The 15,678-nt window shown below is 42.2% G+C and carries 11 protein-coding genes; 6 read left to right on the top strand and 5 right to left on the bottom strand.

Annotation, left to right across the window (positions count from 1 at the left end; all coding sequences use genetic code 11):
• Nucleotides 1-22: 22 nt before the first annotated feature.
• The 4 genes from L2737_RS13890 to L2737_RS13875 all read right to left on the bottom strand — a co-directional run bounded on the left by L2737_RS13890 (nt 23) and on the right by L2737_RS13875 (nt 5,538).
• Nucleotides 23-2,008, bottom strand: coding sequence for a TonB-dependent receptor domain-containing protein (locus L2737_RS13890; protein ID WP_248956091.1), 1,986 nt, complete (start codon nt 2,006-2,008; stop codon nt 23-25).
• Between the two features lie 109 nt (nt 2,009-2,117).
• A complete protein-coding gene (locus L2737_RS13885; protein WP_248956090.1) occupies nt 2,118-3,026 on the bottom strand; it encodes a LysR family transcriptional regulator in 909 nt (302 codons plus the stop codon).
• A 273-nt stretch (nt 3,027-3,299) separates the two neighbouring features.
• Entirely contained in the window at nt 3,300-4,049 is a 750-nt protein-coding gene (locus L2737_RS13880; RefSeq protein WP_102527479.1) for a single-stranded DNA-binding protein, read from the bottom strand.
• Between the two features lie 121 nt (nt 4,050-4,170).
• Complete coding sequence (locus tag L2737_RS13875; protein WP_248956089.1) at nt 4,171-5,538, bottom strand: MFS transporter; 1,368 nt, start codon at nt 5,536-5,538, stop codon at nt 4,171-4,173.
• 341 nt (nt 5,539-5,879) lie between these two features.
• Between L2737_RS13875 and uvrA the strand changes: the two genes are divergently transcribed.
• The 5 genes from uvrA (at nt 5,880) to L2737_RS13855 (ending at nt 13,158) form a co-directional block, all read left to right on the top strand.
• Nucleotides 5,880-8,798, top strand: coding sequence for an excinuclease ABC subunit UvrA (gene uvrA / locus L2737_RS13870; protein ID WP_248956088.1), 2,919 nt, complete (start codon nt 5,880-5,882; stop codon nt 8,796-8,798).
• 58 nt (nt 8,799-8,856) lie between these two features.
• A complete protein-coding gene (locus L2737_RS22510; RefSeq protein WP_428848392.1) occupies nt 8,857-8,952 on the top strand; it encodes a pentapeptide repeat-containing protein in 96 nt (31 codons plus the stop codon).
• 136 nt (nt 8,953-9,088) lie between these two features.
• Nucleotides 9,089-10,009 carry a M20/M25/M40 family metallo-hydrolase gene (locus L2737_RS13865; protein WP_428848391.1) on the top strand — a complete coding sequence of 307 codons (921 nt, stop codon included), beginning with the start codon at nt 9,089-9,091 and terminating at the stop codon, nt 10,007-10,009.
• A gap of 166 nt (nt 10,010-10,175) precedes the next feature.
• On the top strand, nt 10,176-12,005 hold the full coding sequence (locus tag L2737_RS13860) for a DEAD/DEAH box helicase (RefSeq protein ID WP_229369818.1): 1,830 nt from the start codon (nt 10,176-10,178) through the stop codon (nt 12,003-12,005).
• A gap of 124 nt (nt 12,006-12,129) precedes the next feature.
• Nucleotides 12,130-13,158: a lipid A deacylase LpxR family protein gene (locus tag L2737_RS13855; protein ID WP_248956086.1), complete on the top strand. Its 1,029-nt coding sequence runs from the start codon at nt 12,130-12,132 to the stop codon at nt 13,156-13,158.
• A gap of 146 nt (nt 13,159-13,304) precedes the next feature.
• Here the strand turns inward: L2737_RS13855 and L2737_RS13850 are convergent, their stop codons facing one another.
• Nucleotides 13,305-14,246: a DMT family transporter gene (locus tag L2737_RS13850; RefSeq protein ID WP_248956085.1), complete on the bottom strand. Its 942-nt coding sequence runs from the start codon at nt 14,244-14,246 to the stop codon at nt 13,305-13,307.
• Between the two features lie 242 nt (nt 14,247-14,488).
• Between L2737_RS13850 and L2737_RS13845 the strand changes: the two genes are divergently transcribed.
• Nucleotides 14,489-15,592: a phosphoribosylaminoimidazolesuccinocarboxamide synthase gene (locus L2737_RS13845; RefSeq protein WP_229369812.1), complete on the top strand. Its 1,104-nt coding sequence runs from the start codon at nt 14,489-14,491 to the stop codon at nt 15,590-15,592.
• Nucleotides 15,593-15,678: the final 86 nt, after the last annotated feature.

Raw genomic sequence — 15,678 nt, 5'->3', positions numbered from 1 at the left:
AAATTGATATGCTTTTTCTACACTAGAAAATATATGATGCGCTTAATTTGAAGTTACGGCCTGACTCGTAGTCTTGGACCGTATCACTGGTGTAAGACGCATGTGAGTAATACTGCTCGTTAAAAATGTTTTCAATGCCAAAGTTAACAGTCAGCGCTTCAACATCTGCTGGTAGCCATTGCATAGTCAGGTTGTGTACGTCATAACCTGCTTTTTCAATGATTACGCCGTCATATGGCACATCATTACTTAAGGTCACTAATGAGGTCCAATTGAAGCTGATATCATATTCACTGAGTTCGTAGCCTAATGTGACAGAAGCACTATCACCCACTTCATAACGTAACGCTTCGCCTGTATCTTGGTTTTCAGAATTTGATTTAGAGTAAGTCACTCGGGCATTAAACGCGTCTTTACGCAAACTTAAAGTCGATTCAAAGCCTTCAATATCGTAGTCGCCCAAGTTGGTGTATTCGCCTACAGGTCGCCCCTTACCCACTGACCAGTTATCAATGTAATCATTAATTTCAGTCTTAAATACATTGATTGAGAAACCCAACTGATCTAAACCAAGTACATCTTGATCAAGGAATAATAGCCCTACGGTATTATTCACCCCAGTTTCCGCTTTTAAATCTTGGTCAAAAATGGTGTCATAGTCAGTATACGTTTCTCTCAGGCCAGGGCCTTGAAATAGCTCTGTAGAGCCAGCACTAATGGTCCATTGATCGTTAATAAGGTATTTAGCAGATAAGCCAAAGGTGAAATCGGTCCAGGTTTTTTCTAGACCGTCATCAGTGCCAGGCGAGTACATGTCGACTTTATAGTGGTTATAACGAACACCAGGGGTCACGAACAGTTTTTCCGTTATGCCGATTTCATCTTCGATGTAGAAGTCGTTTGAATTAGCAGTTTCTTCATTATTTGATACACCGTCTTCGAGATATTGAGAGGTTTGCTCATAACCTTCACCACCGTAGCGTAAAGTATGAGACATATTGGCAAATTCCAACTTGGATTCAGCCAATATCGAATAACCGGTATGTTCTGATCTGCCTTCAGTGTTAGAGGGCATGTAGCTCAGCTCATTCTGGTAAATACTGGTACGTAAATTAATCGTGTCACCTAAATCAAGCTCATAAGCAAGCGATAAACTGCTACGGGTATATTCAATATCTTGAGTTTCTAAGTCATTGTCGCCGTTATAACCACTGCCGAAATTGGTTTTGATGTAATAGTCACCTTCATCAGTATATTGATCATAAGACACCACAAAGCGGCTAGAGTCATCGACATCCCAACCTAGTTTTACGATGCCATTAGTAATGGTGCCGTTATTGCCTGCAATTTCATTACCATCACCATCGTCAAAGTTGTTTTTATCTGTGTAGGTAAAATACACCATTGCATCAATATTATCGGTCAGTTGCGCATACGAAGTCGCTGATGCCCCCGCGTAATCATTACTGCCATAATTAGCGTGTAATCTCAGGCCAAAATCCTGTTCTGGATCAAGCAAGTCTTGGGCATCTTTGGTTTCAAATGCCACACCACCCGATAATCCACCCGTTAATACAGAATTAGTACCAACATTAATGTCCACCGCTTTTAAAATGTCAGCATTAATGAGTAAATTGCCTGAATGATGGAACATATTGTTGTTCTGGCTAATACCATCAACGGTAATGTTAAGGTCTAACTCATCAACACCACGAATATTAATACCCTGCACCATAGAGTGAGAGCCACCAATATCGATACCTGCCTGATCGCGCAATAAATCACTTAAATGATCTGCTTGTTTTTTTTCAATATCTTCAGAGATAAGCGCCGAATTATTGGTAATGGTTGTACCCCAAACCTGAATTTTGTCGACGTTGTCAGGCGCTTCTGAAATGGTGGCATTGTGCGCGTCATCGGCGATTGCACTAAAAGAAAGTGTGGCAAGTAAACTGGTGATAACTATGGCTATAGGAGATCGAACGAATGCGATATTTGGTGTATTCATAACCCTAACTTAAACTTTATTTAATATTGAGAATGATTCGTATTAAGCCTCTTAATAAGAATCATCGCAACGGATTAAACATAGCTAGGTTGCATAATGACTATTTACATTATGAATACTTTGATTTAACTAGCCCCCTAAACCACTTACTTACAGGGTCGTTGTGATAACGCTTGTGCCAATAGAGATACACTTGGGTTTGATCGGCTTTAAGTTCAGCAGGAGACTTTCTTGAAACAAGTGCATGTCGATGACAAAGTTCTTCAGAAAAGTGACTGGGTAAATGAAACATAATGTCGGTATTCTCAATCACTGTACCCACACTAAAAAAGTCTTTCAAACGAACTGGAATAGAAATGTCTTTGATACCTAGCGCCTCAAAACAAGGGGCTATCGAAAGATCTTTTTCACCTTGTAATGAAATTTGTCCAAAATGACAATGACGTAACTCTTCAATGGTTAATGGCTTATCAGCAAGAGGGTGAGATTGTGACATCACCAATTCAAATTCACGCTTAAACAGCGGCATTCGATAAACCAAGCCTTCAGAAGATGAAGGTTCATGACCCGTCACCACAAAATGAGTATCACCTTTCAACAAGCCTGAAAAATGGGGTTTGGGTAACGTATCAATTTCTAAAGTGATATTCGGTGCTTGCTGACGAAAATCAGTAATAGTTGCATCAATGACTCGATTCATCTGCGGTGGTAAGCCAAAGATTTTAATGGTCGCCTCACTGGTTTTAGGATCAAAACTTTGTTTGTTAACTAAATTTTCGACCTTATTGAGGATAATGTTTAAATCTTGCTGGATTGATTCTGCTTTAGGGGTTAACTCATAGCCTCCAGCCATACGCGTCAATAATGGATCATCAAACAATTCACGTAATTTACTCAAAGAGCGACTAATAGATGGCTGGCTCAGTCCCATAGATAAAGCCGTATTACTGATATGCTTTTCTTCTAAAAGCTGTTTTAGAATAATCAGTTGATTGAGATCGAGTTGAGATAGATTCATAGAATTTAAGCAGTAACCACACCTGGATTTTGAGAGCATACTCATTCTAGCATTACTAACCAACAATCTCACAACCACAGAAACCTAACTTATCAACCCAAGCCATCAAGCTATTTGCTTCAATAAATAATTTTTCCCAAACAACATATCAAAGTCTTTATAAGTGAATAAAAACAATAAATGAAGTTGTTTGTTCAATAAAAAAGGCCCCTTAGTATTTGTATACTAAGGGGCCTACATAAACTGTATTTTAATTTAAAAAGTCAGTCATCTCTAGAACGGGATATCGTCATCCCAATCTCCACCTAAATCAGGCGTAGTATTTTGTGGTTGTGGCGTTGGCGCTGGGCGTTGGGCTGGCGCAGATTGCTGCTGGAAGCCACCTTGCTGTTGCGCAGGTTGTTGGAATCCACCTTGCTGCTGTTGTGCTGGCGCTGGGCGCTGTGCTGGAGCAGACTGCTGCTGGAAACCACTTTGTTGTTGCGCTGGCGCTTGTGGCTTAGGCGTATAAGCAGGCTTTTGAGCAGCTTGTTGCTGAGCTGGCTGTTGCTGAGCTGGCTGTTGGAAGCCACCTTGCGCTTGTTGCTGGCCGTAACCACCTTGCGATTGAGGTGCACTTTGCTGAGGAGCATTACCGTAGCCACCTTGACCTTGGTTCATGCCACCTTGCTGACCGCCTTGACCACGGCTATCCAGCATTTGCATTTCCATCGCGTTAATTTCTGTCTTGTAGCGATCTTGACCAGTAGTCTGATCCTGCCACTTGCTAGTTTGCAGTTTACCTTCTAAATAAACTTTAGAACCTTTTTTCAGGTATTCACCAGCTACTTCAGCTAAACGACGGTACATAACGATGTTATGCCACTCTGTACGTTCTTGCTGTTGACCTTGTTGGTCTTTCCAAGACTCACTCGTTGCCACAGTAAAGTTAGCGACGGCGTTACCATTTGGCATGTAACGAACCTCTGGGTCCTTTCCTAGGTTACCGACCAAAATTACTTTATTCACACCACGACTGGCCATTGAAATCTCCTGCGATTTACCATGTTCTAAATTTAATTACGTTCAAATTTTGTTGAATCAATTATGTCATTTTTATGCTCACTGAAGCATCAGTTGAGCCACAAAAACACGAATTTAATTCTTAGCTGACAGAGCCTAACACAGCTCGCGCTTCTCTTAAATCGAATTGATCATCTACTTTTAAATAAGCTGCTTTCTCTTCAATCACCACAATGGCTTCGGCAACCCCAGATAGTTGTGACAACTGAGTTGCCATATCTTGCGCATGATTTCTATCTTTCGCTTCAGCTTCAAGCGTATAGCTTTTAAGAAGCACAGGTTTTTCCATGCCAATGGTCAATAATAACCAAACAAACATCAATGCTAATGCGACAAAAAACACCCCTGAAGCGCCAACAAGTTGATAAGCGCCACCGCCTAACATACCACCGCAAAATGCACCGAGGAACTGACTGGTAGAATAAACGCCCATGGCAGAACCTTTATCCCCCATAGGGCAAAACTTAGCAATAAGGCTAGGTAACGAGGCTTCTAAATAATTAAAGCCGGTGAAAAACAGCACGACTGCGCCACTTAATACCCACAAGTTATCGGCATAAATGCCCATTGCTGCCAGTGATACCATCATAATCATCAATGATATTTGGAACATGGTTTTGGTGTTATTACGCTTAACGCCGATGATAATTAACGGCACCATTAAGAAGAAAGCGCCGATGAATGCAGGGAAATACAACATCCAATGTTTTTCTTTCACTAAACCAGCGTCAACCAAGTCTAGTGGTAAAGCTACAAACACCGCAGTTAAGACTAAATGCAGAATAAAGATACCCGCATCAAGACGGAACAATTGTGGATCCATCAACATGCGTTTTAGTTTGGTTGGCGTCGCGACAGTATCGCCCTTAGGCGCTTGTGATACAGGATTCGGCACCAACACCTGTACAATAACCATGCCCAATACAGCTAAAATCGCGGTTAAAAAGAACAAGCCTTCAAGACCTGCATATTGCGCGACAATTGGCCCGGCTAATAACGACAGCGCAAATGAAAAACCAATACACATTCCGATAATCGCCATCACTTTAGTGCGCTGCTCATCACGAGTTAAGTCAGCAGCCAAAGCTAAAACAGCAGCGGCAATGGCGCCCATTCCTTGTAATGCACGCCCAAACACCACACCGTAAATATGATCAGACATGCCGGCGACAATACTGCCGATAGCAAAAATGACTAAGCCGCCCAGAATAATCGGTTTACGGCCATATTTATCAGACAACATACCCATTGGGATCTGTAAACAGGCTTGTGTTAATCCGTAAGCACCAATGGCTATACCGACCCATAATGGCGAGAATCCTTCCAAGTGTTGGCCGTAAAGCGCAAACACGGGCATGATCATAAACAAGCCCATCATGCGTAAGCCGAATACACTAGCTAACGAAAATGCGACCTTTTTCTCAATGCCGGAGAGTCCATTTTTGGCCATTCAGTTGCCCTTAATTTTGTATCTGTAAAAAATTTTGAGTTGCGCATATTATCACAGCGTCCTAATTTAGCTCAAAAGGAATAATGAACCAAGGTACAACTGTTTATCGTATTTGCTAATGAAGTTAAACAAACAGGTTATAATGTGTCTTACATCGCAGTTCATTAATATTCGACTTTAGCTAACAAAACAACCAAATGAACTAACAATTTAGCACTGTACAATACTGTATGAAATACTGTATAAATACAGAATAAAATCTAATCACAAATCAAATGCCTTAACTTGTTTGCCAAGATATTCAGCTTTATCGGCGAGCGAGTACAACATCAGAGTGAAGAATGGATACCATTGAAATTCGTGGTGCACGAACCCACAACTTAAAAAACTTTGACCTAAAAATTCCACGGGACAAACTGATTGTCATTACGGGATTGTCAGGTTCAGGCAAATCATCATTAGCCTTCGACACTTTATATGCTGAAGGACAACGTCGATATGTTGAATCACTATCTGCTTATGCACGTCAATTTTTAAGTTTGATGGAAAAGCCAGATGTCGACCATATTGAAGGCTTAAGCCCTGCGATTTCAATTGAGCAAAAATCCACTTCACATAACCCACGTTCAACCGTGGGCACCATCACTGAAATTTATGATTATCTGCGTTTACTGTTTGCCCGCGTTGGTGAACCTCGATGCCCGACTCACGGCCAACCATTAGCGGCACAAACCGTCAGCCAGATGGTGGATAAGGTGCTCGAGCTACCAGAAGGTAGTCGGCAGATGTTATTAGCCCCAGTGGTTAAAGCCCGTAAAGGTGAACACGTAAAGTTACTAGAAAGCCTAGCCGCACAAGGCTATGTCCGTGCACGTATTGATGGTGATGTATGTGACTTATCCGATCCACCAACCCTAGATTTACATGTTAAACACACCATCGAAGTGGTCGTCGACAGATTCAAAGTGCGTGATGATCTTAAACAACGTTTAGCTGAGTCATTTGAAACCACACTAGAAATGTCTGGCGGTATTGCTGTTGTTGCTGACATGGCAGGCGAAGCTGAAGAGATTGTATTCTCTGCTAATTTTGCTTGTCCCCATTGTGGCTACTCTATGGCTGAACTTGAGCCACGTATTTTCTCGTTCAACAATCCTGCCGGTGCCTGTCAAACTTGTGATGGATTAGGTGTACAACAGTACTTTGATGCTGACCGCGTGATCACTAATGGCGAGTTATCGCTAGCTGGCGGCGCTATTCGTGGCTGGGACAAGCGTAATTTCTATTATTTCCAAATGCTCAGCTCATTGGCTGAACATTATAAGTTTGATGTCGAAACGCCGTTTCAGCAGCTTACAGATAAAGTCCAAAAAATTGTTCTGCATGGCTCAGGCAAACAGAGCATTGCCTTTAAATACATTAACGACCGTGGTGATGTGGTTATTCGTAATCATCCCTTCGAAGGCATATTGAATAATATGGATCGCCGCTATCGTGAAACTGAAAGCAATTCAGTGCGCGATGAACTGTCTAAATTCATTAATACTCAATCGTGTAAAAGCTGTGGCGGTTCACGCCTGCGTGAAGAAGCCCGTAATGTGTTCATTGGCGATTTAACCTTGCCGCAATTAACCGAATGGTCCATTGGCGAAGCATTGGGTTACTTCAAAGACATCCATTTCACTGGTCAAAAAGCGCAAATAGCAGAAAAAATTCTTAAAGAAGTGGGTGATAGACTCGGATTCTTAGTCAATGTCGGGCTTAATTATCTTAGTTTAGATCGCTCGGCAGATACCTTATCTGGTGGTGAAGCCCAACGTATCCGTTTAGCCAGTCAAATTGGTGCCGGCCTTGTGGGTGTAATGTACGTCCTTGATGAGCCATCAATTGGCCTACATCAGCGCGATAACGAGCGTTTACTCCAAACCCTTATCCACCTTCGTGATTTAGGTAACACGGTTATCGTGGTCGAGCACGATGAAGATGCGATTCGCATGGCTGATCATGTGATTGATATTGGCCCAGGTGCTGGCGTACACGGCGGAGAAGTTATTTGCTCTGGTGGCTTGAAAGATATTATTGAGTGTGAAGAGTCGATTACTGGTCAATACATTTCCGGTAAAAAACAAATCCACGTCGGTGAGCAGCGCACACCAATGGATCCGAAAAAGGTTATTGAGTTATTTGGCGCTACAGGTAACAACTTGAAAAATGTCGACTTAACCATTCCGATTGGTTTATTCACCTGTGTCACTGGTGTTTCTGGTTCAGGTAAATCCACACTGATTAATGATACTTTTTATAAAATCGCTCACCGTATGCTAAATGGTGCGACAGTCGATGAACCCGCTGCCCATAAAAGCATTAAAGGTATGGAGCAATGCGACAAGGTTGTCGATATTGATCAAAGCCCAATTGGCCGTACTCCACGTTCAAACCCTGCCACTTATACAGGTATATTTACGCCGATCCGTGAGCTTTTTGCTGCCACACAAGAATCTCGAAGCCGTGGTTACTTGCCAGGTCGTTTCTCGTTTAACGTTAAAGGCGGTCGCTGTGAAGCTTGTCAGGGTGATGGCTTAATTAAAGTCGAAATGCACTTTTTACCAGATGTGTATGTTCCCTGTGATTCATGTAAAGGCAAGCGCTATAACCGCGAAACCTTAGATGTGAAATACAAAGGTAAAAACATTCATGAAGTGTTACAAATGACCATTGAAGAAGCCCGCGTCTTCTTCGATCCAATCCCTGCAATCGCTCGTAAGCTGCAAACGCTTGTTGATGTTGGTTTATCTTATATTTGCTTAGGCCAAAGCGCGACGACATTATCGGGTGGTGAAGCTCAGCGAGTGAAATTATCTAAAGAGTTGTCTAAGCGAGATACAGGCAAAACCTTATATATTCTCGATGAACCCACTACAGGTTTACACTTTGCCGATATCCAATTATTGCTTGATGTATTACATAGATTAAAGGCAAAAGGTAATACTATTGTGGTGATTGAACACAACTTAGATGTGATTAAAACCGCAGACTGGATTGTCGATTTAGGTCCTGAAGGTGGTTCTGGCGGCGGCATGATCCTAGTGAGTGGTACGCCTGAAGATGTTGCTCAAAATACTGAGTCGCACACGGCGCACTTCTTGAAGCCATTGTTAGAGAAGATGCCTGCGTTAACATCGGCTAAAGCTAACAAGGCAGCGGCTAAAAAGGTCACTAAAAAACCTGTAGCCAAACCTGGAAATAAAAAATCCGATTAAAAGGTAATGTAGTTAAAGTTAAACTTTATGGAAGACTAACCAATGGATATGAAATGGAATTTCAGTTAAAGGCGCTAATTTTAAAGGCACTAATTTTAAAGGGGCTAAGCTTAAAGGCATTAAATTTAAAGACATTAAGTTTAAACGCACTTAGCTTAAAGCCTTTAAGTCCAAGCGTTGGCAAAAATAATGAGCTTGTTCGCCATGGACAAGCTCTACATTCTCAGTTAGTTAATCAAACGTTCTCGTCTGCAATCTCTTCATTTAATGCTCACGCTTTATCGGTTCTGTTGTTGTGTTTATTCTTATCTGGCTGTGCGTCGCAAAACTGTGGCAATTCACCCGTTAATCACTGGAGCAACCAAAGCCAGCTGCTTGAAGATATTCGCGTATTAAGTAGCCCTAAATTTGAAGGAAGAAAAACCGGGACATATGGTGCCGACCTCAGTCGCGAGTACATTAAACAGCGCTTTACTGAGCTAAACCTCACACCATGGCAAGATGAATTTGAGGTGCCTTTTAACTACCGGTCTAATTTTTCAGATAAACAAGGCATCAACTTAATTGCGACCATAGAAGCCAGCAACAACTCCCAACGCTGGCGCGTGATTACCGCGCATTATGATCACTTAGGTAAAAAAGGAAATAAGGTGTTTGCTGGCGCTGATGACAACGCCTCAGGCGTCGCTGCGATGCTAGCAATCGCAGAGCAATGGCAACAGCAAGAGAATGACAATATCAATCTAATGATTGTCGCCACCGATGCTGAAGAACCCGGTTTATATGGTTCTTATGCACTAGTTGAGCAATTAACTTCAACACCTGATATGCAACTGGAAATGTCGTTAAATCTCGATATGATCGGCAATCCTTCTAGGCCTCATGCAATTTATATAGAAGGTGAGAAAAATTTATCTGAATTTAGTCAGCTTAAAACTCAACTCCAAGACTATAATCAATTATGTATTCGGCAGAGCCGTTCAAGAATGAAAAACGGCAGCATGGTGAAGATTGATTGGCTGCGTGCTTCGGATCATTATCCGTTTCACAAAATGGGCATACCTTGGCTGTATTTAGGGGTACCGACTCATAAACAATACCATACGATTAACGATACCATTGATACGATTAATATTGGTTTTTTAGCAGCGGTCACTGAAACGGCATTTGAATTAGTCTCAGTGAATAAGCAGCAAATTGCTTTTCAATAATCAGGCCAATTTTAAAAACTTATTGAAAATATATAGTCAAATGGGTGAAAGCTTGCTATAATATCGCCCCTTTGACGCGGGAAATCGACACGGGGTTGATTTTCTGTCTGTGAAACTTTAGCGCGAATGATACAAATTTCGTGCATACCCACAAGGCTACAACTCAATGTCATCCGATGAAAGAACTTTCCGCGAACTTGGTTTATCCGAGAATTTGCTTCGTGCCCTTGACGATCTAGGTTACGAAAAACCAACTCCAATTCAGTCAGCAAGTATCGACCCGCTAATGGCAGGTAAAGATATTTTAGGTCAAGCTCAAACTGGTACTGGTAAAACAGGTGCTTTCGCACTGCCTTTACTTAACAGTGTTGACCAAAAACTGAATGCTCCTCAAATCCTAGTGCTTGCGCCAACTCGTGAACTTGCAGTTCAGGTTGCAGAAGCATTTGGTAGCTACGCTAAACACATGAAAGGCTTCCATGTACTACCTATTTATGGTGGTCAAAGCATGCATCAACAATTAAGTGCGCTACGTCGTGGCCCACAAGTTGTTGTTGGTACGCCTGGTCGTGTAATGGACCACATGCGTCGTGGCACATTAAAATTAGATTCATTAAAAGCATTAGTGCTTGATGAAGCTGATGAAATGTTAAAAATGGGCTTTATTGACGATATCGAATGGGTATTAGAACATAAGCCTGCTGACAGCCAACTTGCTCTTTTCTCTGCGACTATGCCAGAGCAAATCAAGCGCGTTGCTAACAAGCATTTATCAGATCCTGTTCACATCAGTATCTCTACGACTAACTCTACCGTTGAGTCTATTGATCAACGTTTTGTTCAAGTATCTCAACATAACAAACTTGAAGCGTTAGTACGTGTATTAGAAGTTGAAAATACTGAAGGTATTATCATCTTCGTTCGTACTCGTAACAGCTGTGTTGAATTAGCTGAAAAACTAGAAGCTCGTGGCTACGCTTCATCACCATTACACGGTGACATGAACCAACAAGCCCGTGAGCGTGCTGTTGAACAGCTTAAACGTGGCAAGTTAGATATCCTTATTGCTACTGACGTTGCGGCTCGTGGTCTTGACGTTGAGCGTATTGGCCACGTAGTAAACTACGATATCCCATATGATTCAGAAGCTTATGTTCACCGTATTGGCCGTACAGGTCGTGCTGGTCGTACAGGTATGGCAATTCTTTTCGTAACAAATCGCGAAATGCGCATGTTACGTACCATTGAGCGTGCGACTTCAAGCCGTATTTCGCCAATGAAAGTACCTAGCCCTGAAACTGTTGCTGAGCGTCGTTTATCTCGTTTAGGCGAGCAAATCCAAGAAACCATTAATGGCGACTTAGATTTCATGAAGAACGCTGTTGCAGAATTATGTCAACAACTAGAAATCGACACTGATTTGCTTGCTGCTGCATTATTACAACAAGTTCAATCTGAGCGTCCTTTACAGCTTCCAGCTATTCAAGAGCGTCAACGTGATTCTCGTGACAGTGGCAGAGATCGTGACAATGGTCGTGAGCGTCCTCGTCGTGATTCACGCGGTGGCCGTCCATTGCCTACAAGCTTTGGTAGCGCAGAAGGCTTAAAAGATAAGCCTGACGTTAAGATGTGTCGTTACGTAATCGAAGTAGGTCGCGACAATGGTGTTGGTGTAGGTAACATTGTTGGCGCTATCGCTAACGAAGCTAACATCGACAGCCAATTCATTGGTCAGATTCAATTATTTGATCAAGTGACTTCAATTGACTTACCAGACGGTATGCCAAAAGATGTGCTGACTCATTTACGTAAAGTACGTGTATGTGGCAAGCCACTTAACATCCGCGAAGCGGGTGATACGCCTTTCCCTGAGCAAAGCGACCGTCCACGTCGTCCACGTAATGACCGCCCTCGTGGTGATCGTCCTCGTGGTGACCGTCCTCGCGGTGATCGCCCTCGTAATGACCGTCCACGTAAGCCACGTGATAGCGAGTAATTGATCACAGTATCAACAATCTGTTGAACTGAAAGCGTATAAAAATGGAGCCTAGGCTCCATTTTTTTATGCCTATTGCTATACTCTGTACTCGTTGATACTTATTGATACAGTTCACTCATCTATGCTAACAACCGCAAGCAAACTCACGTTTTACTTCCTCTGCTTTTTATCGCTAATTAGTCAGTCTACTTTAGCGAATGAATCTAATAACGATTGGGTCCAATTTACGTTTGAGAATGATGCCTTTGGTTTAATTGATACCAGTGACAACGGTTACAGTAATGGTCTTGATTGGAGCTGGGGAAAAGCGGTCGTAAATGATTATGACGATATAGACTTACCTGGGTGGCTAGAAACGCTTTATGGTTGGAGCTATTTAAATCAGGGTAACAATAGGCAGTATCAGGTTAGCTACAGCGTCTCTCAGCGGATGTATACGCCTGATGATTTACAAGTCGATACCTTAATCGAAGCCGACAGGCCCTACGCTGGCACCCTGCTTTGGCAATCGAACTTACGTAGTTATGCTGATGGCATTGGCGACAATTTAAGCATCACTTTAGGTGTCGTGGGTCCAGCCTCTTTAGCAGAACAAACTCAGAAACAAGTGCATAAAATTATCGATGCTAAAGAGCCCTTAGGTTGGGATAACCAACTCAGTAATGAAGCCGTTTTTCGTATTCAAGCACAGCGACTCTATCAGTGGGCATATACACCAATTTCAGAGAATGTGGAATTTGATAGTGTCCTACATGGTGATGCTTCTATAGGTAATTTGATGAGCCATGCGGGTGCAGGTTTAACTTTCCGTATTGGTAATATTCTTAATCAGAGCTATGCCTATATCGCGCCAGCAGCCTCAAGAAGTAATAATGGCTATATCGTCAAAAGTGCTGACCGATTGAGTTGGCAATTCTTTGTGACCTTTTATGGCCGCTATGTATTAAATGACATCACCATTGATGGCAACACGTTTAAAGATAGCCATTCTGTAGAACTGACCCATGAACAAGCCATGCTCAATATGGGATTTATGCTCAACTGGAAAGACTGGGGGCTAGTTTTTTCAACCATTCGAGGCACTGAGCAATATAACAATCAACCCAGTACCGCCAACTTTGCAGCTGTCAGCATTAGCTATCGTTTCTAGGGCATGTTGCTGTTTCAAGGTTATTTGAGCAGCGAATTTTGCTTAGATGCGAGGCGGCAATTCATTCGCCGCGCTTAATCTGTTTTATCTCGAACAAAAACTCAACCAGTAAAGATCAACACGACCTCATCATACTTTGACGACTTTTACTCTTGATGCTTATACGCACGTTTGTTTTGATATACAGGCCAAATTTGTACCGCAAACACTGAACCAATTATCAATCCGATACCCAATAATGACCAGCCATCAAGAATATCTGCGCTAAACACTTGTGGCCACCAGCCTACTTTCACCACAATCGCATTGGCAACAAAGCTCAACACAGGGGTTAATGCGAGCATCGCACTGACCTGAGCCGTTGGCCAATACTTCATCGCCTGCCCAAAACAGCCATAAGCAATTAAGGTATTTGCCGCGCAAAAGCACACGATAATCCAGTCGTTAGTACTCATCAGCTCGAAATGCTCAAATTGACTAAAAGGTGCCATGAGCGCAATGCCCAAACCATAAATGAATAACAGCACATTATTGGGTGATAGCTTAGTAATTAATGACTTTTGTAGCAGCGCATAACTTGTCCAAGATAAGACTGAAAATTGCACTATTAGCACGCCAAAACCTATCTGGCTGGCGTTGCTCGCCGACGTATCTAAGCTTGGGTGGAAAAATAATAACACTCCAAGAGCTAAGGTCGCGAAGCAACTAAGCTGCACAGCAGTTAAGCGTTCTTTAAAGAATAAGGCGCCACCAAATGCCAGATAAAATGGTGCCGTTTGAAAGTTAAGCTGAGCGGTTCCTGGTGACAAATAATCCAGTGAATACACAAAAGATGTGTAATTACACATTAATAAAATACCCGCAGCCGACAATCGTAGCCAATCGCCTTGAGTTAATCCTATAAATTGTCTTAATGCCCCAAACCGCCACTGCAATAACAGCGTCACCACAAACGCCACTAAGAATCGAAACCAAGTTAGTGTAACAGGATCGATAAAACCACCCGATAGCTTTAAGGCTATGGGTAATATCCCCCAAAAAATCACGGCAACAGAAACAAAGATGAATCCTATACGAGTATGGCTCACTAGATTGAAAATCTCGATTTTAATGGCTTTAATTTGGCAACATATTGCCTGATTGTTGCAGACTAATAAACCCATTAAACGTTTAAATATTAGGCTCAGTATTCGCTATACAGGATTAAGAGTTTAGCCACCTGATAAGCATGGAAATCTCACTTAATACAGGTAAAATAGCCGCCATAAAATTGCTAAATCCTTTGTCACCAAGGGTAGCCCCTACATCTAACTTCTAAGGAACACTGGTCATGAGTCTTGCTGATTCAGTTCTTGCCATTAATAATGATTTGCCTATCCGTACCGATAAACCGGTACATAGCGGTAAAGTCCGCAGTGTTTATTGGCTCACAGAGGCTGATAGCAGCCGCCTGATCCGCGATAAAGGCTACAATGTCCCAGCTGATACGCCGTTAGCTATCATGGTGATCAGTGACCGCATTTCCGCTTTCGATTGCATTTTCCATGGTGAAGGCAATTTGCAGGGTATTCCTGGAAAAGGCGCGGCGCTAAATGCAATCTCCAATCATTGGTTTAAACTGTTTGCAGAAAATGGTTTAGCTGATAGCCATATCTTAGATATTCCGCATCCATTTGTTTGGATTGTTCAAAAAGCACGTCCAATTAAAGTCGAAGCAATTTGTCGTCAATACATTACTGGTTCAATGTGGCGAGCTTACGCAAAAGGTGAACGTGAGTTTTGCGGCATCACTTTGCCAGAAGGCCTTGAGAAAGATCAAAAATTACCTGAATTACTCATAACTCCTTCAACTAAAGGGATCTTAACCGGCATTCCTGGTGTTCCAGAGCAAGATGACGTTAATATCAGCCGTAGTGATATAGAAGCCAATGTTGAAGCATTTGGTTTCGAGAAAGCCTCGGACATCGACTTATATGAAAAGCTGCTTAAAGAAGGTTTTAAGGTTATTTCCGACGCATTAAGTGGCCACGACCAAATGTTTGTCGATACCAAATTTGAATTTGGCTATGTCGATGACAAAGATGGTAACTCAAAGCTGATATACATGGATGAAGTCGGTACTCCTGACTCTTCACGTATTTGGGATGGCGCAGCCTACCGTGATGGCAAAATTGTTGAAAACTCCAAAGAAGGTTTCCGCCAATTCTTACTCAATCATTTTGACGATGCTGATATTTTGTTAAACAAAGACAGAATGCCTGAACGTGAAGCACTAGCCCGTGATAATGACTTACCCCTTGAAGCGATGATGAATGTGTCGCGCACTTATACGGGCGTTGCAGAAAAGGTCACAGGCAGCAGCATTAACCTTCCTGAAAACCCGAAAGAAGATATCATTAAAGTCCTGCGTGAAAACTACGATTTAATCGTGTAGTACAGCAAGATAATTAAGTATAAACAAGCATGATAAATTTGAACAAGGCGCCACAAGGCGCCTTTTTTGTATCCGTTAAACACAGT

It is taken from the genome of Shewanella electrodiphila (genome assembly GCF_023283985.1).
In the GTDB taxonomy this organism is placed as follows: Bacteria; Pseudomonadota; Gammaproteobacteria; order Enterobacterales; family Shewanellaceae; genus Shewanella; species Shewanella electrodiphila.
The sequence above is the reverse complement of the archived record's forward strand: the minus strand, read 5'-3'. Positions and strand labels throughout refer to the sequence as shown.